Raw genomic sequence first — 18,526 nt, 5'->3', positions numbered from 1 at the left:
ACACTCCGTTAGTGGTTGCTGGACATGAACTGCTTGCAGCGCGCCGAACTCGGGTTGTCGAACACCTGAGCCGGCGGGCCCTGTTCCTCGACCAGGCCCTGGTGGAGGAACACCACTTCGCTAGACACCTGGCGGGCGAAGTTCATTTCGTGGGTGACCAGCAGCATGGTCCGGCCTTCATCGGCCAGTGCGCGGATCACGTTGAGGACTTCCTGGACCATTTCCGGATCGAGGGCCGAGGTCGGCTCATCGAACAGGATCACCTTGGGCTCCATGCACAGGGTGCGGGCGATCGCCGCGCGCTGCTGCTGGCCGCCGGAAAGCTGGTTGGGGTAGACGTGGCGCTTGTCGGCGATGCCGACCTTGGCCAGCAGGGCCTCGGCTCGCTCGACGGCCTCGGCCTTGCTCAGGCCCAGCACGCGGCGCGGCGCCTCGGTGATGTTGTCGAGCACGCTCATGTGCGGCCACAGGTTGAAGTTCTGGAAGACGAAGCCGATCTCGCTGCGCAGCCGGTTGATCTGCTGGTTGCTGGCCGCAACCAGGGCGCCATCCTGGCTCTTCTTCAGGCGCAGTTCTTCGCCGTTGAGCAGGATCTGTCCGCGGTGGGGCGACTCGAGCAGGTTGATGCAGCGCAGGAAGGTCGACTTGCCGGAGCCGGAAGAGCCGAGGATGGAGATGACGTCGCCGTCCCGGGCGGTCAGGGAAATGCCCTTGAGCACCTCGTGCGCGCCGTAGCGCTTGTGCAGGTCGCGGATTTCAAGTGCAGGTGGAGAACCAGTCATTGAGGCACCTCTTATTATTCTTTTTTCGCGTAGCGGATACTGCCGGGTCACGCCGATCGCTGCTGCTCGTTATGCGTCGAAGGCGTTCAGTATTGCGTCAGGTTGACCAGTTGCAGGCCCTCCAGTACGGGGGTTCCAGATGGCTGTCGGGGGCGCCTCGACGGGGCGTGCGAGCGGACTCCGCGGGCATCCAGCCAGCGAAAACAAGGGCACGTATCATTCCGCAAACGACTCAACTTGCCGCCTGAGCGAGCCGGGTCTTGCGGCGGCCGGGCGGTCGAGCCATCCCGGCACCTTGTACAGCAATCAGTGGCGCGCGGCGGCTTGGCCGCCGCGCGCCGGACACACTCAGGCAGCTTCCTGGGTCTGATCGCTGTGCTCTTCGTAGGCCAGGCCGAAGCGGTTGGCGAGGAAGTCGTCCAGGGAAACCTGCTCCTGGCTGATGAAGCCTGCCTGCGGCAGGCGCTTCTCGCGGAACAGATCCAGTGCCGCGCAGATACCGGCGGCGGTGGTGATCTGGATGCCGCTGGTCAGGCGGCCGTTCTGCACCGCGGCGAAGATCTTGCGGCTGAACACCTGCTGCACCAGCTTGCCATCCTTCATGCCGTTGACGGTGACGAACACCAGCACCACGTCCTGCATGGTGCTCGGCACGGCGCCGCGCAGGATGTCCTTTAGCTTTTCCTGATGGCTGGCCAGGCGCAGGTCTTCCAGGAGGAACTTCATCAGGTCGCGGTGACCCGGGTAACGCACGGTCTTGTAGTCGAGGACTTCGACCTTGCCTTGCAGGGTTTCACACAGGGTGCCCAGGCCGCCGGAGGTGTTGAACGCCTCGTACTCGACGCCGTCCAGAGAGAAGTGTTCCAGGCCTTCCATGGGCTGGACCATCTGCAGTTTGCCGTTGCGGATTGCTTCACAGGGATGGCAGTACTCGTTAACCAGGCCGTCGACGCTCCAGGTCAGGTTGTACTTGAGGGCGTTGGTGGGGAACTCCGGCAGGGCGCCGACGCGCATCTTGACCTCGCGCACGCTGTCGAAATCGCGGGCCAGGGAGTGCGCGGCAATGCCGATGAAGCCAGGCGCCAGGCCGCACTGCGGCATAAAGGCGGTCTTGGCGTCCTTGGCCAGCTCCATGATGCTCTTGGTCGCGTGGACGTCTTCGGTCAGGTCGAAGTAGTGGGTGGTGCTGTTCTTGGCCGCCTGGGCGACGCTGATGGCCATGTGGTACGGCAGGGCATTGAGCACGGCATCGTAACCTTGCATCAGTGCTTCGAGGGCGCCGGCATCGGCCGAATCGAGCTGCTGAGTGGCGATGCCGAGGGCATCGATCGCCTTCAGCGAACTGGTCTCGCGATCAGCCACCAGCAGCTTGTAGTCGCCGGAGTTGTGCAGCAGTTGAGCGATGGTGAAACCGATGTGGCCGGCGCCAAGTAGGAGGACGTTCATTGTTGTTTTCTCCAGGGGTTTATTTCGGACCGGCTCAGTCTAAAGAGCACCTGGTGTGACAATAAGACTCATAAAATATCGATAAGATGAAAAAATAATACGATCTGACGGGCTGCGTGTACGTTTAGTCGAATCTGCATTGATGCGACGCGAGACAAGAGAGGGTGACGCATCGATTTGTGTAAACGGCCACGTATCAGGAAACTGCCCACTTGACTTGATACCCCATCACTACCCGCAAGCTCGGTGAAGTACTTGGCGATTGGCCTAAACATGCCAGGTGCGAAGGAAGGGTTGGGTCTGTGGTTGGCGCTGAGATTCGGGCCGACCGGGAGGGGCTGGCAGCCAACGGCGACGAAATCGTTTTGCGAGAAGAAGGTGCTGCAGTTGTCCATCACCGTCTGCTACCAATCCAGCTGGTAGAAGGCTTCGGCCGACAGCTTCTCGATTAGACTCTGCGGCAGATAGCACATGTTCACCGGGATCAAGCCTTCCTTGAACTTGGCGCCGTCCACCGGGTTGATGCTGTTGATGCCGCGCGGCCTATATGACCGTGCTGAGCAAGCAGTTCGCCGCCTTTCCGGATGATTATCCCAGCCTGCGCCAGCAGGGCCTGGCCTACTTCCGCTACAGCGTCAGCGCGGCGGGGTTGGTCGCCAAGGCCCGCGGCGAGTTGGCCGACAGCCTTGACGGACTGGTCGAGCAGGGCCATCTGGGTTTCGAGCCGCTGATCTATGAGGACTTTTTGCCGGTCAGCGCGGCCGGCATCTTTCAGTCCAATCTGGGTGATGCATCTCGCGGCTGTTATGGGCAGTCATCCAGTAGGGACACATTCGAGCGCGCGCTGGGCGCTCCGCTGCTCGATGAGCTGGCACTCTACGCGGCCACCCAGCAGCGCTCCCTGGAGCGGTGCGCCGAGCAATTGGACTTGCCTGGTCTGAGTCTCTGCTAGGAAGATGTTCAGCACCGGGCCTGCAGCCAGGCAAATAGTCGCTCGGTATCGGCGCGGCGGCACAGCTCGCTGCCTGTCGTCATGATCGCCGCGCTGCCGGCGGCGATACCATAGCGTGCGGCTTCTGCCAGGCCCGCGCCCTGGGCGAGCTTGAGGGTGAGGGCGCCGACCAGGCTGTCGCCGGCACCCACAGTGCTGAGTTTTTTCACCGTCGGCGCGATGATCCGCTCGGTCAGCTCGCGGGTTGCCAGCAGCGCGCCCTGGGGCCCGAGCGAGACCAGCACAGCTTCGCATTTGCCCGCATCGACCAGGCTGCGAGCCACCCTGAGCAGCTGGTCCGATTCGTCGACGTTCTCCCCGGTCAGGGCGGCGAACTCATTGAGATTAGGCTTGATCAGGAACAGCCCACCGATGTCCAGCGCCTGGCGCAATACCTCGCCCGAGCTGTCGAGGATGCAGCGTGCGCCACGCTGCGCGGCGGTCTGTAGCAGGCGCGCCATAAAGTCGTCGGCGAGCCCGGCAGGCAGGCTGCCGCTGATCACCAGGTAGTCCAGCGCGGGCAGGTCGGCCAACGCCGTCAGCAGCTGCGTCTGTTCGGTCTCGCTCAGGCGCGCACCCGGCAGGATGAAGCGGTACTGCTGGGCGCTGGCCTGCTCCACCACATTCAGGCATTCGCGGGTCCAGGCGCTGATCGGCAGGACCTGGCAGGCCACCCCTTCGGCGACCAGCAACTCGGCCAGGTGCAGGCCGGTGGGGCCGCCGGCCGGGAACAGCGCCAGGGCACTGCCGCCGAGCAGGTGAATCGCGCGGGCAACGTTGATGCCGCCGCCGCCGGGCGCATAGCGGGGTTCGCTGCAGCGCAGCTTGGCGTCCGGACGGAGGCGCGCAATGCTGGTGGCGCTGTCGAGCGCCGGGCTGAGGGTCAGGGTAACGATACTGGCCATGCAAGACTCCCCGGGCGGCTGGATGCCCGCACTGGCCGCGCCCATTGGCTGGCCTCGAGGATAACGATAGTGCCTGGGAGGAGGGGCTTAGGAAAAAACACCCGCCTACTTCGACACTGGCTATTTCCACAACCTCGAACCGAAGTGGTCACCGCAGGGGTTGTCGACACCTGGCAATCCACGACTCGATAAGGCCGCGGATACTGTAATGATTCAAAAAAGCGACAAAGCATTACCAAGGTCGACGGTCCGGTTTCCTAAAAGGTTATTGCATGGTGTTTACTGACGGCAACTATCAAATCATGCCGTGAATACCGGATTACCCCAATGTATAAAGACCTCAAGTTTCCCGTGCTGATCGTGCACCGCGATATCAAGGCCGATACCGTGGCCGGTGATCGGGTGCGGGCCATCGCTCACGAGCTGGAGCAGGACGGTTTCAGCATCCTGTCCACTGCCAGCTCCGCCGAGGGGCGGATCGTCGCCTCGACCCATCACGGCCTCGCCTGCATCCTGGTCACTGCCGAGGGCGCGGGGGAGAATGAGCATCTGCTGCAGGACATGGTCGAGTTGATCCGCATCGCCCGGCGACGGGCGCCGCAATTGCCGATCTTCGCCCTGGGTGAGCAGGTGACCATCGAGAATGCGCCGGCCGAAGCCATGGCCGACCTCAACCAGCTGCGCGGTATCCTCTATCTGTTCGAGGATACGGTGCCGTTCCTCGCCCGCCAAGTCGCCCGCGCCGCGCGTAATTACCTGGACTGCCTGCTGCCGCCATTCTTCAAAGCGCTGGTGCAGCACACCGCACAATCCAACTACTCCTGGCACACGCCCGGCCATGGCGGCGGGGTGGCTTACCGCAAGAGTCCGGTGGGCCAGGCGTTCCACCAGTTCTTTGGCGAGAACACCCTGCGTTCAGACCTGTCGGTGTCGGTGCCGGAACTGGGTTCGCTGCTCGATCACACCGGCCCCCTGGCCGAGGCCGAGGCCCGCGCCGCACGCAACTTCGGTGCCGATCACACCTACTTCGTGATCAACGGCACCTCGACCGCCAACAAGATCGTCTGGCACGGCATGGTCGGGCGCGACGACCTGGTGTTGGTCGACCGCAACTGCCACAAGTCGATTCTCCACGCGATCATCATGACCGGCGCAATTCCGCTGTATCTGTGCCCGGAGCGTAACGAACTGGGCATCATCGGGCCGATTCCGCTATCCGAGTTCAGCCGCGAGTCGATCCAGGCGAAGATTGACGCCAGCCCGCTGGCCCGAGGCCGCGTGCCCAACAGTAGCGGGGCCATGGTCAAGCTGGTGGTGGTGACCAACTCGACCTACGACGGGCTGTGCTACAACGCCGAGCTTATCAAGCAAACCCTGGGTAACAGCGTCGAGGTGCTGCATTTCGATGAGGCCTGGTATGCCTATGCGGCCTTCCACGAGTTCTATGCCGGGCGCTATGGAATGGGCACAACCCGCTCAGCCAATGCGCCGTTGGTGTTCAGTACCCACTCCACGCACAAGCTGCTGGCGGCGTTCAGCCAAGCCTCAATGATCCATGTACAGGATGGCGGTGCCCGTCAGCTGGATCGCGATCGCTTCAACGAAGCCTTCATGATGCATATCTCGACCTCGCCGCAGTACGGCATCATCGCTTCGCTGGATGTGGCCTCGGCGATGATGGAAGGCCCGGCAGGGCGTTCGCTGATCCAGGAAACCTTCGATGAGGCGCTGAGTTTTCGTCGTGCCCTGGCCAACCTGCGGCAGAATCTCAGTGTCGACGATTGGTGGTTCAGTATCTGGCAACCGCCCCAGGCCGAGGGCGTCGACGAGGTGGCGACCGAGAGCTGGTTGTTGCAACCGCAAGCCGAGTGGCATGGCTTCGGCGAGGTGGCCGAGGATTACGTGCTGCTCGATCCGATCAAGGTCACCCTGGTGACCCCGGGACTGACCGCGGGCGGCAAGCTCGATCAGTGCGGGATTCCGGCAGCGGTGGTCAGCAAGTTCCTTTGGGAGCGTGGCCTGGTGGTCGAGAAAACCGGCCTGTATTCCTTCCTGGTGTTGTTCTCCATGGGCATCACCAAGGGCAAGTGGAGCACCTTGCTCACTGAGCTGCTGGAGTTCAAGCGCAGCTATGACGTCAACCTGCCGCTGACGGTCGCCTTGCCCTCGATTGCCAAGGTCGGCGGTGCGCACTACCACGGCATGGGCCTGCGTGACCTGTGCGATGCGCTGCACCGCTGCTACGGCGACAACGCCACGGCCAAGGCCATGAAGCGCATGTACACGGTGCTGCCGGAAGTCGCCCTGAGGCCCGCCGATGCCTACAACCAGCTGGTACGCGGCGAAGTCGAGGCCGTGCCGATCGAGCAGCTCGACGGGCGGATCGCCGCGGTCATGCTGGTCCCCTATCCGCCAGGTATCCCGCTGATCATGCCGGGCGAGCGCTTCACCCCGGCGACCCGCTCGATCATCGATTACCTGGAGTTCGCCCGCACCTTCGACCGCAGCTTCCCAGGCTTCGACGCCGACGTGCACGGCCTGCAACGCAATGAAGGCCCGGACGGCAACGCCTACACGGTGGACTGCATCAAGCTCTGAGGTGCGAGCAGGGCGTTGGCGCTTGGGCGGGTGCGCCCTGCGATCAGCGCCCTTGCCGGACTATTTCCGCTAGATCAAGTGGTTACCGTCAACAGTCAAAGCGCTGCTTAAGTCCAGTGGCGTGTTCTGCGTCACAGTGGCCGGCATCGACATTTATGCCGTGCTTGTTATAGTTGCGCGGCAATGACCACAAGAATGTCTCTGCGCGCGTTCGCGCCTTTAGTTGCTGAGGATGACTGCCGTGTCCGACTACAAAGCCTTTAGTGTCGAGTTGGCAGATAAGATCGCCCACGTGTTGATCAACCGCCCGGAAAAAATCAACGCCATGAATGCCGATTTCTGGACGGAGATCATCGAGATCTTTCGCTGGATCGACGCCACGGACGAGGTGCGGGTGGTCGTACTATCGGGGGCCGGCAAGCATTTTTCTTCCGGTATCGACCTGATGATGTTGGCCCAGCTCGGCAGCCAGATGGGGCCGGATGTCGGACGCAACGCGGAAAAACTGCGGCGCAAGATTCTCGAGCTGCAAGCCTCTTTCAATGCCGTCGACCAGTGTCGCAAGCCGGTATTGGCGGCGATCCAGGGTTATTGCCTGGGCGGCGCCATCGACTTGGTCTCGGCCTGCGATATGCGCTACTCGACGGTCGACGCGCAGTTCTCGATCAAGGAAATCGATATTGGCATGGCCGCCGATGTCGGTACCTTGCAGCGCCTGCCACGGATCATTGGCGACGGCATGATGCGTGAGCTGGCCTTCACCGGGCGCACCATCGACGGTGAAGAGGCGCGGCGCATCGGCCTGGTCAATCGCACTTACACTGACATGCCCGCCTTGCTCGACGGGGTGATGGAGATTGCCCGTGAAATCGCCGAAAAATCCCCGGTGGCGGTGCGTGGTACCAAGGAAATGATTCGCTACATGCGCGACCATCGGGTTGACGATGGCCTCGAGTACATCGCCACCTGGAACGCTGCGATGTTGCAATCAGTTGACTTGCGCGTGGCCATGGCTGCGCATATGAGCAAGCAGAAGCCGGAGTTCGCCGACTGATGCGAGCCATGCAATTGTCTTCTCTACCGGCGCGGGAGGCGCACTAGCGCATGGTTTCTGGAGCCACGTCACTGAGTCTGGTGCGTAACGAACTGTTCACCACCATGGAGGAGGCCGAGTCGAGCCTCGAGCATTTCATTGCCGAGCGACATAACGGCAGCTTGCTGCAACAGGCGGTGGAAAGTCTTCATCAGGTCCGCGGTACGCTCAATGTGGTCGAGTTGGCCGGTGCCGAGTTGCTCGCGCAGGAAGTGCTCGAACAGGCCACCGATATTCCTGTCGGCGCTGGTGCAGAGCGCGATGTGCAGCTCTCGGCGCTGAGCAATGCGCTGCATGTACTGCGTCGCTATCTGGAAAACGTCGACGTGCACCGTCAGGAAATGCCCGAGTTGCTGCTGCCGGCGATCAATGACCTGCGCCAGGCCGGTGGCCAGCCGGCACTGCCGGAAAGCTTCTTCTTCAGCGTGCGCCTCGATCATGCCCGCCCGCGTACGGCACCGGCAACGCTGGACGCAGCCGCCAAGGAAACCGAAGGGCGGCGCTTGCGCCACATGTATCAGGTGGGCTTGCTGGGCTTTATCCGCGATCAGAATCCGCAGGCCAGCTTGAAGCTGATGGGTCGCGCCATGAGTCGACTGGACAGCCTGTACGCCAATGAGCCGCGTGGTCGCCTGAGCTGGCTTGGCGCTGCGGCAATGGAGGCTCAGCTCGATGGTCAGCTGTTGGCGCGCAAGTCGCGCAAGCAGTTGTTCTCGCGCATCGACCGTGAGCTCAAGCAGGTACTGGCTAACAGTCAGTATGAGCCGCCGCGCAGCCTGCTCAAGGAACTGCTTTATCTGGTGGCCTTGGCCGACAGCCGCGGATCTCTGGCCACGCCTGTACGCGAGCTGTTTGCTCTGACCTCGCTGCCATTCACCGATCATCTGCTGGAAGAGGAATACCAGCGCCTGGCTGGCCCCGGGCAGGCGGTGATGCGCTCGCTGAGCACGGCCATTCGCGAAGAGCTGATCAGCGTCAAAGACATGCTCGACCTGATCGAACGGGGCACCGTGCAGGCTGAAAGCATCGGCAATCTGCATGCCCTGCTTGGCAAGCTGAGCAAGACCCTGGGCATGGTCGGCCTCAGCTCGGCGGGCAATATGCTGAATGCGCAACTGCAGACGGTTGCGCTCTGGAGCGAGGCGCGCGCCCCGCAACAGCAGGAACTACTCAAGCTGGCCGATGCGGTGCTCTATGTCGAAGGGATGGTCGCCAGCCTGGAGCGCGGTGAGCGGCGTGACAACAGCGCCGGGCAGCCAGCGCCGGGCAAGGAGCTTGAATCCTTTGCCTACTACCAGCTCAACGAGGCCCGTATCGTCGTGGTCGATGAGGCCCGTGGCGGTCTGGCGTTGGCCAAGCGCGCGATCACGGCCTATCTGGAAGCCGACGGCGACCGCATGCACCTGTCCAATGTGCCGTTCAGCCTGCAGGCGGTGCGCGGCGGGCTGTGGTTCCTCGGCCAGGAGCGGGCGGCCTTGCTGATTGGCGCCTGCGCCGAATACATCCAGACGCAGATGTTCGAAGCGCCGAAGATGCCTTCCGAGCAAATGCTGGAGACCCTTGCCGACGCGCTTAGCAGTCTTGAATACTATCTGGAGGCGGGTGCGGTAATGCGCCCGGAAACCCAGCCCAGCGTGCTCGATTTGGCCGCAGAGAGCGTGCGCGCCCTTGGCATACAGGTGGCCGCATAAATGCCCCAGCGTTGGCAGCCCGCCTTACTCGATAGCCAGCTGCCCGGTGGTTGGGCGCTGGTGCATTGCCGGCAGCAGTTTCTGGCGGACAGCAACGGCGTGCTGTTTCCCCGCGAATGGTTGATAAAGCAGGAGCTGCCGATTCTGGCCGAGCACGGCATCGGCCATTTCGATGGCGATGCCATCTACCTGCTGGAGTTGCAGGACCCGTTCGATATGCCCGGTTGCAGCTGGCAAAGCCTGCGCCAGTTCATGCTGCAGGGCGATGCCGAGACCTTCAAGATGCTCGGCTATGCGACGCAGATCGGTACCTGGGCGCGCCAACACCGTTATTGCGGCAGCTGTGGCGAACCGATGCTGCATTTCGCTGGCGAGCGCGCCATGCATTGCCCGCGCTGCGAGCTGCACCACTATCCGCGTCTGTCACCGAGCATGATTGTACTGGTCACCCGCGAGGATGAAGTCCTCCTGGCCCGCTCGCCGCGCTTCGTCCCCGGCGTCTACAGCACTCTGGCCGGTTTCGTCGAAGCGGGTGAGTCGGTCGAACAGTGCGTGGCCCGCGAGGTGCGCGAAGAAGTCGGGGTCGAGGTCAAGAACCTGCAGTACCTGGGAAGCCAGGGCTGGCCGTTTCCGCATTCCCTGATGCTCGGTTTTCATGCCGAATATGCGACTGGCGAAATTGTCATGCAGGTCGACGAGATTGAGGATGCGCAGTGGTTCAGCGTGCACCAGTTGCCGCCGTTGCCAGCCCCGCGCTCGATCGCCCGCTACCTGATCGACCTCTATGTGGCGCGCCGGCTCGGGCTGCCGGAGCCGGCGCTGCTGGAATAGCCGCGCTCGGTGGGTGGATGCAGTGCCATCCATCTACACCAGGCCGAACCAGTGCTGCCAGGCTAAGCGCGCGGCGAGTAGCAGCACCATCAGGATGAACACCGGCCGGATGAATTTCGAGCCGCCGCGGATTGCCGAGCGTGCACCGAGAAAAGCCCCGGCCATCAGGGCGATGCCCATGCTGATGCCGAGCAGCCAGGCCACTTGCCCGGCGACGATGAATACCGCCAGGGCGCAGGCATTGCTGACGAAATTCATGCTGCGTGCCACGCCGCTGGCGCGGACCAGGTCGAGCGGGTAGAGCAGCAGGCTGCTGACTGTCCAGAAGGCTCCGGTGCCCGGCCCGGCGACGCCATCGTAGAAGCCCAGGCCGAGGCCTTGCGGCCACTGCCGGCCTTGCGCAATAGGCGCATCGGCGTTGAGCGGAGCCGCCGGGGTGCGACCGAACAGTAGATAGAGTCCGCAGGCGAATACCACCACCGGCAACAGTTGATTGAGCCAGGCGGCCGGCAGCCAGTGCACCAGTGTCGCCCCCAGCAGGGCACCGATCGCGGTACCGATCAGCGCATTGCGCCAGGGCAGGGGAGCGAACAGCTTGCGGCGGTAGAAGGTATAGCTGGCAGTGGCCGAGCCGAAGGTTGCGCACAGTTTGTTGGTGCCTAGCACCAGGTGCGGCGGCAGGCCGGCCATCAGCAGGGCCGGAATGGTCAGCAGGCCGCCGCCGCCGGCAATTGCATCAACGAAGCCGGCGATGAAGGCCACTAGGGCGAGAATGGCTAGGGTTGCCGGGTCAATGGCAAGCTCGAAAGGCAAGGGCATGGAAAAGACGACCTGTGTCCGATTGTGCAGCGAAGCTGCTGTTCGCTGGCGGGGTTGCTGCGCATAATGCCGACATTTTCACGGGCAAGGAATCGACTCGATGCAATATAACGGTCTGGCATGGGCGACAGCGTTGCTGGCAGTGCTGGTGGTGTTGGTTGCCGCGCGCATTCTGTTCAACAGTCACTGGTTTCTCGGCTGGTTGCGTGGCACCTGCGGCCTGGCTTTTCTGGCTCTGGCCGGTTTCATCGGCCTGGTGGCCTACGACCTTCACAGCTATGCCCCATTGCCGGAGGACAAGCCGCTGGTGACCTTGAGCTTCGAGGCTGACGGCCCACGATATCGGGTCAATCTGCTGGAGGGCGGGGGCGAGCGCAGCGTGCTGCTGGAGGGGGATTTGTGGCAGCTGGATGTGCGTTTTCTCCAATGGAAGGGGCTCGCTGCTCTGATCGGGCTGGAGCCCGGCTACCGACTGGATAATCTCTCGGGTCGTTTCCTTTCCATCGAGCAACAGGCGCAGGCACAGCAGGGTCAGGTCGAGCTGACGCAAAGCCCCTACGGTGTCGACCTTTGGCGCTGGCTGCGTCTGGGCCAGCACGACCTGCTCATGTTCGATGCCCAGGCACGTCGGGTTTCCTATCTGCCAATTGCCGATCAGGCGGTATACAGCATCAGTCTTACGCCGACCGGTCTGCTGGCGCAGCCGATGAACCAGGCGGCCAAGCAAGCGCTGCAGGACTGGCAGTAGAGCAAGGCGCGCAAGCATCCAGGGAGGAAGCGCTGCTTGCTTCTATCGCCGCTGTGGCGTGCCGTATGCGCCGCGTTCAGGGCATAGCAACAAAAAGGGACCCTAAGGTCCCTTTGCATGCCCGCCTGATCCGTATCAGGACAGGAAGCCACCGTCGACGTTCAGTGACACGCCGGTGGTGTAGCTGGAGGCGTCGCTGGCCAGGTACAGCACGGCACCGGCCATTTCGCTCGGGTCGGCCACGCGCTTGAGTGGGATGCGCTGCAGCGCCAGGTTGAGGATGGCATCGTTCTTGGTCAGTGCGGAGGCAAATTTGGTGTCGGTCAGGCCTGGCAGCAGGGCGTTGCAGCGAATGCCGAACTGCGCGCATTCCTTGGCGAAGACCTTGGTCATGCTGATCACTGCGGCTTTGGTCACCGAGTAGATGCCCTGCATTTCGCCTGGGGATACGCCGTTGATCGAGGCGACATTGACGATGCTGCCACCGCCGTTTTCCTTCATCAGCTTGCCGCCTTCGATGGACATGAAGTAATAGCCGCGGATATTGACATCGACGGTCTTCTGAAAGGCCGACAGGTCGGTCTCCAGGACGTTGCCGAACTGTGGGTTGGTGGCTGCGTTGTTGACCAGGATGTCCAGGCGACCGAACTGCTCGCGGATCTGCGCGAACACGTTGGTGATCTGCTCCATTTCGCCGATATGGCAGGCCATCGCGGTAGCCTTGCCGCCGTCGGCGATGATGGCGTCGGCGACGCCCTGGCAGCCATCGATCTTGCGGCTCGAGACGATCACGTGGGCACCTTGCTGAGCCAACAGCTTGGCGATGGCCTCGCCGATTCCGCGGCTGGCGCCGGATACGAACGCGATCTTGCCGTCGAGGTCAAACAGGTGGGTCTTGGACATGTGGTTCCCCTTGTTCAAAGGTACTGAGTTCGCGGCAGGGGTTAATCGATCCAATCAACCAGCCCCGGGCCATTTAATTACAGCTGCGATTTGTTGATGACCTGAAGGCTCATCTGCTCCAGCAGTTTGTTCATTTGAATGAACTGCGCAAAACGTTTGTCCTGGGTCTGGCCGTGGTAATAGCGGTAGTAGATCTGCTGCACGATCCCGGCCAGGCGGAACAGGCCGTAGGTGTAGTAGAAGTCGATGCTCTTGATGTCGATGCCGGAGCGTTCGGCGTAGTAGTCAGCGAACGCCTGACGGCTGAGCATGCCGGGCGCATTGCTTGGCTGACGGCGCATCATTTGCACCGGCGCGGGATCGTCGGCCTCGATCCAGTAGGCAAGGGTGTTACCCAGGTCCATCAGCGGGTCGCCAATGGTGGTCAGCTCCCAGTCGAGCACGCCGATGATCTGCATCGGGTTTTGCGGGTCGAGGATCACGTTGTCGAAGCGGTAATCGTTATGCACGATGGCCGATTTGGGGTGGTCGGCCGGCATCTTGTCTTTCAGCCAGGCCTTGACCGGCTCCCACAATGGCGCGTCAGGGGTCAGAGCCTTCTCGTAGCGAGCGCTCCAGCCACCGATCTGGCGCTCTACATAACCCTCCGGTTTACCCAGGTCGCCGAGACCGCAAGCGGCGTAGTCGACGTTGTGCAGTTCGACCATCTTGTCGATGAAGCTCTTGCACAGCTGACGGGTCTTGTCGGCATCGAGGTTCAGCTCGGCCGGCATGTCGGAGCGCAGGATGATGCCGTTGACCCGTTCCATTACATAGAATTCGGCGCCGATCACCGATTCGTCCGTGCAGTGCACATAGGCTTTCGGGCAGTAGGGGAAGGCCTCGTAGAGCTGGTTGAGAATGCGGTATTCGCGGCCCATATCGTGAGCGGATTTGGCCTTGTGGCCAAAGGGCGGACGACGCAGGACGAATTCCTTCTCGGGATATTCGATCAGGTAGGTCAGGTTCGAAGCGCCGCCGGGGAACTGGCTGATCCGTGGCTCGCCAGTCAGGCCGGGTATATGCGCCTTGAGGTACGGATCGATGATCGCAGAGTCGAGCTCTTCGCCCTCGCGGATGCGAGTGGACTGGTCAGTAAGCGCCATGCTTATCCCTTCTACTTATAATGGGTACCCTAGATTATTGGTCAATCTAATACTGCACCCTGGCCGTAACAAGCAATACACGTCGTTATAGACGATCGTGTTGCCGCTTAATCAAGCAGCCTGATCGATCTGCAGGCAAGTCTGCAGGCGAAAAAAAACCGGAGCACGGGGCTCCGGTTTTACGCTGAGGCTACTGCAATGATGCTTAGACCGGGAACAGCTCACCCAGCTTCATGGCCAACATCATGTCGCCTTCGGCGCGCAGCTTGCCGGCCATGAAGGCCTGCATGCCATCGGTCTCGCCGCTGGTGATGCCCTTGAGGGTTTCGCTGTCCATGATCAGGGTCACGCTGGCGTTGTCGGCATCGCCTTGCTTGACGTCGCAGGTGCCGTCCTTGACGACCAGGTAGTGGTTCTCACCGTCTTCGATGTTGAACTGGAACACCAGGTCCAGACCCGCAGCGGCAGAGGCATTGAACTTGGACTGCATGGTATTGATGATGTCTGCAACGCTCATGATGTCTTCCTTTGTTTTCAGGGTTTTCACGCGCCCTTATGGGCGCGGTAGGCCGGTACTCAGCGGTAGGTGATGAGTTCCGGCTCCTTCAACAGCTGTAAATGCACATGGCTGTTGAAGGAAGCCAGGCTCACTTGGCTGCCGCGAAATTTCAGGCAGCTCAGTGACGTGTTGACGATTTGCCAATTCAATTCGAAGGCCTTGGCCGCCGGGACGCCGGTGATCAACTGCAACAATGCGGTGATGGTACCGCCTGAGGTGAAGATCGCGATGTTCTGCTTACTATCGGCCTGTTGCAGCAGGCGGGTCAGTCCACCCTGGACCTGTTCGACGAATGCCTGCCAGCTTTGCAGGCCGGGCTGGTCGTGTTCGCCGGATATCCAGCGGCCGATCAGCAATGAGAACAGGCGTTGGAACTCGGCGCGGTTCTGTGCCCCGTTGCGCAGCACATGCAGGGCTTCGGGTTCATCGTCCAGCAGACCGGGGAGCAGGCGGTGGATCACCGCATCGGCATCGAATTCGTTGAAGGCGGCATCCACGTGCAGTTCAGGAATGGCTTGGCCGCTGTTGCTCAACTGGCTCATTGCCGCGTTGGCGGTGTGCTGTTGGCGGCGTAATGCGCCACTCAGGCTGCGATCGATGCGAATACCGAGATCAGCCAGGTGGGCGCCCAGCACTTCAGCCTGACGAATCCCGACGGGTGATAGCACATCGTAGTCAGCGGCGCCGAATGAAGCTTGGCCATGTCTGATCAGGTAAATGCTGCCCACGTTAGCCACTGCCCTGGTTCGGTAAAAGTTCGCCGAGCGTATGAGGATCGTGCAGACCTGTCAACGAAAAAACATACGCTTGTTTGAATTTATGGGCTGTCATTCATGCGTGCACGGCAGGCAACTGGTCGGCAGCCGGTGGCGTCGGTATGCTTGATTGCAATGAGCGCTGACAGGCGCTGTGCGCTGCAATGAATAATTGAGGGGACATGCGTGGAGTTTTTCGCAGAATATGCGGCCTTTCTGGCCAAAACGGTAACGCTGGTAGTGGCTGTTCTGGTGATTCTGGCGGCAGCAGTTGCAGCACGCGGCAAGGGTCGCCGCGCTGGCGGGCAGTTGCAGGTGGACAAGCTCAACGATTTCTACAAGCAGCTGCGCCAACGACTCGAGCAGGCCGTGCTGGACAAGGGCCAACTCAAGGCAGCGCACAAGGAAGAGGCCAAGGCAGACAAGTTGGCGAAGAAAGCCGGGGTGCACAAGCCGCGCGTATTTGTCCTGGACTTCGATGGCGATATCAAGGCATCGGCCACTGACAGCTTGCGCCATGAAATTACCGCCTTGCTGAGCCTGGCTACACCTGAGGATGAAGTGGTGCTGCGCCTGGAAAGCGGCGGTGGCATGGTGCACAGCTATGGCCTGGCGTCCTCGCAACTGGTGCGTATTCGCCAGGCCGGCATCCCGCTGACCATCTGCATCGATAAAGTCGCGGCCAGCGGCGGCTACATGATGGCCTGTATCGGTGAGAGGATTATTTCCGCGCCCTTTGCCATGCTCGGTTCCATCGGCGTGGTTGCCCAGTTGCCCAACGTGCACCGCCTGCTTAAAAAGCACGACATCGATTTCGAGGTGCTTACCGCTGGCGAGTACAAACGCACCCTGACCGTCTTTGGCGAAAATACCGAGAAGGGTCGGGAGAAATTCCAGGAAGACCTGGAAGTCATCCATGAGCTGTTCAAGAACTTCGTTGCCCGCTATCGGCCGCAACTGGACATCGACGACATCGCCACCGGCGAAGTCTGGCTGGGCCTGGCCGCGCTGGAAAAACAACTGGTCGATGAACTCAAGACCAGCGACGAATACCTGGCTGAACGGGCCAAGCAGGCTGAGCTGTTTCACTTGCACTACGTTGAGAAGAAAAGTTTGCAGGAGCGTGTCGGGTTGGCGGCCAGCGTAGCCTTGGATCGTTTCAGTTTGAATTGGCTAAGCCGCCTGAATCAGCAGCGTTTCTGGTAGCAAGCCATGTGCAACGCAGGATCGGCCACGCAGGTCGTTTTCCAACAGCCTGATAATCCACTTTTACCCTAGGGGATGAAGATGACCATGTTCACAGCACTGCAGGCCCGCGAAAGTGCGACGGGCGAGTTCGAACAAGCGATTGTCCAGCGCACTATCAACGAACTGCCGGCCGGCGAGCTGTTGATCCGGGTTCGCTACTCGTCCTTGAACTACAAGGATGCCCTGTCCGCCACTGGTAATCGTGGCGTGACCAAGCATTTTCCGCATACGCCAGGCATCGATGCCGCGGGTGTGGTCGAGCACTCTAGTGTCGCCGAATTCAGCGTGGGCGATGAAGTGATCGTGACCGGCTATGACCTGGGCATGAATACCGCGGGCGGCTTTGCTCAATATATTCGGATTCCGTCGGCCTGGGCGCTGAAACGGCCGCAAGGCTTGTCCCTGCGTGAGGCCATGGTGCTGGGTACCGCGGGTCTGACTGCGGCGCTCTGCGTCGCCAAACTGGAGCAAGCCGGCGTGCTCCCGGATGCCGGACCTGTCCTGGTGACGGGGGCGACCGGAGGCGTTGGCAGCGTTGCCGTGGCCTTGTTGAGCAAGCTTGGTTACAGCGTGGCGGCGTCTACCGGCAAGGCCGAGCAGGGCGAGTTTCTGAAGAGCCTGGGCGCACGACAGATAGTCCCGCGCAACGAGCTGCAGGAAGGTGCGGAGCGTCCGCTGCTCAAGGAGCAATGGGCTGCGGCGGTGGATACCGTCGGCGGCGATATTCTGTTCAATGTGGTCAAGTCGCTGCGCTACGGTGGCAGCGCCGCTTGCTGCGGGTTGACTGCTGGGGTGGCGTTCAAGGGCAGCGTGCTGCCGTTCATCCTTCGTGGGGTCAACCTGTTGGGGGTCGACTCGGTCGAACTGCCGCTGGTGGTCAAAGCCTCCATGTGGGACAAACTCTCGCTGCAATGGAAGCTCGACGACCTCGAGCATTTGGTGACTGAAGTCAGCCTGCAGCAGTTGCCTGAGGCCATCGGCCAGATAATCGCCGGCAAGCTGGTTGGCCGGGTGCTGGTCCGGGTGGACTGAGAAATACTGCCTGGTTCTGTTACCTGCGACCGGCAGTTGTTCGAATGCCAACGACGGCCCGGTTGTTCCGGGCCGTCGCATTTCAGGCGCGGCTCACGTAGATAGTGATCTCGGCGCGCAATACTGCTTTGTCGCCGACCTCGGCCCTCACCGCTACGTCGCACCGTCTGGGCTGTTCCAGTCGACGGCTGCGCTGTCGGCCTTGCCCAGGGATCCCACTGCCATACCGCGAGTTGTTGGCCCAGGTCGGCAGGGCAAGTGTGCGGGCCTGGCGGTATTTGCAAAACGTTGTCTGCTACGACTAGCGTCAGCAAGCTGGCCCTGATGTGCGGGTTGAATGGGTTAGCCTTATTACGCGCTGGGCAGTGCCAGGATAAAGCCCTGTGTTTCGGAGTTTTTTCATAGCTGGCATGCTTAACTCTGCTTTCGCTTTTACTCCCCCGACAAAAGAGGACGTCTCCATGACTCAAGTAACCCTGCATGGCAATCCGGTACAAGTCGCTGGTCAGCTGCCACAACCCGGCCAGCAAGCCCCGGCATTTACCCTGGTCGGTGCTGGCCTGGCCGATGTCAGCCTGGCCAGTCTGGCCGGCAAGCGCAAAGTCCTGAACATTTTCCCAAGCATCGACACCCCGACCTGCGCGACCTCGGTACGTACCTTCAACGCCGGGGCCAGCAAGCTGGATAACACGGTAGTTCTGTGTATCTCCGCCGACCTGCCATTCGCCCAGGCGCGCTTCTGTGGCGCCGAAGGCCTGGAAAACGTGATGAACCTGTCGACCATGCGTGGCAGTGAGTTTCTCAAGGACTACGGCGTCGCCATCGCCGACGGCCCGTTGACCGGTGTCGCCGCCCGCGCCGTGGTGGTGCTGGACGAGAACGACAAGGTCCTGCACAGCGAACTGGTTGCCGAGATCGGCAACGAGCCGAATTACGAGGCGGCGCTGAGCGTCCTCAAGTAATACCCGGCAACACAGCCG

The 18,526-nt window shown here is 61.6% G+C and carries 17 protein-coding genes and 1 pseudogene; 9 read left to right on the top strand and 9 right to left on the bottom strand.

The window, feature by feature from the left end; all coding sequences use genetic code 11:
* Positions 1-8: 8 nt before the first annotated feature.
* The 3 genes and pseudogenes from LJY18_RS07360 to LJY18_RS07350 form a co-directional block, all read right to left on the bottom strand.
* Positions 9-782 (bottom strand): ABC transporter ATP-binding protein, encoded by a 774-nt coding sequence (locus tag LJY18_RS07360; RefSeq protein WP_238041175.1) that lies wholly within the window; start codon positions 780-782, stop codon positions 9-11.
* A gap of 348 nt (positions 783-1,130) precedes the next feature.
* On the bottom strand, positions 1,131-2,228 hold the full coding sequence (locus LJY18_RS07355) for a saccharopine dehydrogenase family protein (RefSeq protein WP_238041174.1): 1,098 nt from the start codon (positions 2,226-2,228) through the stop codon (positions 1,131-1,133).
* A 341-nt stretch (positions 2,229-2,569) separates the two neighbouring features.
* A pseudogene (locus tag LJY18_RS07350) lies at positions 2,570-2,764 on the bottom strand (DUF1302 family protein); the annotation flags it as partial.
* An 11-nt stretch (positions 2,765-2,775) separates the two neighbouring features.
* Between LJY18_RS07350 and LJY18_RS07345 the strand changes: the two are divergent.
* Entirely contained in the window at positions 2,776-3,180 is a 405-nt protein-coding gene (locus tag LJY18_RS07345; protein ID WP_238041173.1) for a 2-oxoadipate dioxygenase/decarboxylase family protein, read from the top strand.
* A gap of 8 nt (positions 3,181-3,188) precedes the next feature.
* Here the strand turns inward: LJY18_RS07345 and pfkB are convergent, their stop codons facing one another.
* Complete coding sequence (gene pfkB / locus LJY18_RS07340) at positions 3,189-4,124, bottom strand: 6-phosphofructokinase II (RefSeq protein WP_238041172.1); 936 nt, start codon at positions 4,122-4,124, stop codon at positions 3,189-3,191.
* A gap of 327 nt (positions 4,125-4,451) precedes the next feature.
* On the opposite strand from pfkB, the gene LJY18_RS07335 reads away from it, so the two are divergent.
* The 4 genes from LJY18_RS07335 to nudC all read left to right on the top strand — a co-directional run bounded on the left by LJY18_RS07335 (position 4,452) and on the right by nudC (position 10,337).
* Entirely contained in the window at positions 4,452-6,722 is a 2,271-nt protein-coding gene (locus LJY18_RS07335) for an Orn/Lys/Arg decarboxylase N-terminal domain-containing protein (RefSeq protein ID WP_238041171.1), read from the top strand.
* A gap of 241 nt (positions 6,723-6,963) precedes the next feature.
* The gene (locus LJY18_RS07330; protein WP_238041170.1) at positions 6,964-7,776 is read left to right on the top strand and encodes a crotonase/enoyl-CoA hydratase family protein; all 813 of its coding nucleotides are present in this window, start codon (positions 6,964-6,966) and stop codon (positions 7,774-7,776) included.
* A 50-nt stretch (positions 7,777-7,826) separates the two neighbouring features.
* On the top strand, positions 7,827-9,506 hold the full coding sequence (locus LJY18_RS07325; RefSeq protein WP_238041169.1) for a ferrous iron transporter B: 1,680 nt from the start codon (positions 7,827-7,829) through the stop codon (positions 9,504-9,506).
* Positions 9,507-10,337 carry an NAD(+) diphosphatase gene (nudC, locus tag LJY18_RS07320; RefSeq protein ID WP_238041168.1) on the top strand — a complete coding sequence of 277 codons (831 nt, stop codon included), beginning with the start codon at positions 9,507-9,509 and terminating at the stop codon, positions 10,335-10,337.
* Between the two features lie 33 nt (positions 10,338-10,370).
* Here the strand turns inward: nudC and LJY18_RS07315 are convergent, their stop codons facing one another.
* Positions 10,371-11,150 (bottom strand): TSUP family transporter, encoded by a 780-nt coding sequence (locus LJY18_RS07315; protein WP_238041847.1) that lies wholly within the window; start codon positions 11,148-11,150, stop codon positions 10,371-10,373.
* Between the two features lie 106 nt (positions 11,151-11,256).
* Between LJY18_RS07315 and LJY18_RS07310 the strand changes: the two genes are divergently transcribed.
* A complete protein-coding gene (locus tag LJY18_RS07310; RefSeq protein ID WP_238041167.1) occupies positions 11,257-11,904 on the top strand; it encodes a hypothetical protein in 648 nt (215 codons plus the stop codon).
* A gap of 135 nt (positions 11,905-12,039) precedes the next feature.
* Here LJY18_RS07310 and LJY18_RS07305 read toward each other — a convergent pair whose 3' ends face one another.
* The 4 genes from LJY18_RS07305 to LJY18_RS07290 all read right to left on the bottom strand — a co-directional run bounded on the left by LJY18_RS07305 (position 12,040) and on the right by LJY18_RS07290 (position 15,239).
* On the bottom strand, positions 12,040-12,807 hold the full coding sequence (locus tag LJY18_RS07305) for an SDR family oxidoreductase (protein WP_238041166.1): 768 nt from the start codon (positions 12,805-12,807) through the stop codon (positions 12,040-12,042).
* Positions 12,808-12,884: 77 nt separating this feature from the next.
* Positions 12,885-13,952: a phosphotransferase family protein gene (locus tag LJY18_RS07300; protein WP_238041165.1), complete on the bottom strand. Its 1,068-nt coding sequence runs from the start codon at positions 13,950-13,952 to the stop codon at positions 12,885-12,887.
* 205 nt (positions 13,953-14,157) lie between these two features.
* A complete protein-coding gene (locus tag LJY18_RS07295) occupies positions 14,158-14,472 on the bottom strand; it encodes an SCP2 sterol-binding domain-containing protein (RefSeq protein ID WP_238041846.1) in 315 nt (104 codons plus the stop codon).
* Positions 14,473-14,528: 56 nt separating this feature from the next.
* Complete coding sequence (locus LJY18_RS07290) at positions 14,529-15,239, bottom strand: histidine phosphatase family protein (RefSeq protein WP_238041164.1); 711 nt, start codon at positions 15,237-15,239, stop codon at positions 14,529-14,531.
* 213 nt (positions 15,240-15,452) lie between these two features.
* Between LJY18_RS07290 and sohB the strand changes: the two genes are divergently transcribed.
* The 3 genes from sohB to tpx all read left to right on the top strand — a co-directional run bounded on the left by sohB (position 15,453) and on the right by tpx (position 18,508).
* Positions 15,453-16,472, top strand: coding sequence for a protease SohB (sohB, locus tag LJY18_RS07285; RefSeq protein WP_238041163.1), 1,020 nt, complete (start codon positions 15,453-15,455; stop codon positions 16,470-16,472).
* 81 nt (positions 16,473-16,553) lie between these two features.
* Positions 16,554-17,546, top strand: a complete 993-nt coding sequence (locus LJY18_RS07280; protein ID WP_238041162.1) for a YhdH/YhfP family quinone oxidoreductase — start codon at positions 16,554-16,556, stop codon at positions 17,544-17,546.
* A gap of 461 nt (positions 17,547-18,007) precedes the next feature.
* Positions 18,008-18,508 carry a thiol peroxidase gene (tpx, locus tag LJY18_RS07275; RefSeq protein WP_238041161.1) on the top strand — a complete coding sequence of 167 codons (501 nt, stop codon included), beginning with the start codon at positions 18,008-18,010 and terminating at the stop codon, positions 18,506-18,508.
* Positions 18,509-18,526 lie beyond the last annotated feature (18 nt).

The organism is Pseudomonas sp. MMS21 TM103 (genome assembly GCF_022132145.1).
Lineage (GTDB): Bacteria > Pseudomonadota > Gammaproteobacteria > Pseudomonadales > Pseudomonadaceae > Aquipseudomonas.
The sequence above is the reverse complement of the archived record's forward strand: the minus strand, read 5'-3'. Positions and strand labels throughout refer to the sequence as shown.

Bases quoted from the DNA above. Each gene is read 5' to 3' on its own strand.
- LJY18_RS07360 (WP_238041175.1), bottom strand. From the start codon at position 782: ATGACTGGTTCTCCACCTGCACTTGAAATCCGCGACCTGCACAAGCGC.
- LJY18_RS07355 (WP_238041174.1), bottom strand. From the start codon at position 2,228: ATGAACGTCCTCCTACTTGGCGCCGGCCACATCGGTTTCACCATCGCT.
- LJY18_RS07345 (WP_238041173.1), top strand. From the start codon at position 2,776: ATGACCGTGCTGAGCAAGCAGTTCGCCGCCTTTCCGGATGATTATCCC.
- pfkB (WP_238041172.1), bottom strand. From the start codon at position 4,124: ATGGCCAGTATCGTTACCCTGACCCTCAGCCCGGCGCTCGACAGCGCC.
- LJY18_RS07335 (WP_238041171.1), top strand. From the start codon at position 4,452: ATGTATAAAGACCTCAAGTTTCCCGTGCTGATCGTGCACCGCGATATC.
- LJY18_RS07325 (WP_238041169.1), top strand. From the start codon at position 7,827: ATGGTTTCTGGAGCCACGTCACTGAGTCTGGTGCGTAACGAACTGTTC.
- nudC (WP_238041168.1), top strand. From the start codon at position 9,507: ATGCCCCAGCGTTGGCAGCCCGCCTTACTCGATAGCCAGCTGCCCGGT.
- LJY18_RS07310 (WP_238041167.1), top strand. From the start codon at position 11,257: ATGCAATATAACGGTCTGGCATGGGCGACAGCGTTGCTGGCAGTGCTG.
- LJY18_RS07305 (WP_238041166.1), bottom strand. From the start codon at position 12,807: ATGTCCAAGACCCACCTGTTTGACCTCGACGGCAAGATCGCGTTCGTA.
- LJY18_RS07300 (WP_238041165.1), bottom strand. From the start codon at position 13,952: ATGGCGCTTACTGACCAGTCCACTCGCATCCGCGAGGGCGAAGAGCTC.
- LJY18_RS07280 (WP_238041162.1), top strand. From the start codon at position 16,554: ATGACCATGTTCACAGCACTGCAGGCCCGCGAAAGTGCGACGGGCGAG.
- tpx (WP_238041161.1), top strand. From the start codon at position 18,008: ATGACTCAAGTAACCCTGCATGGCAATCCGGTACAAGTCGCTGGTCAG.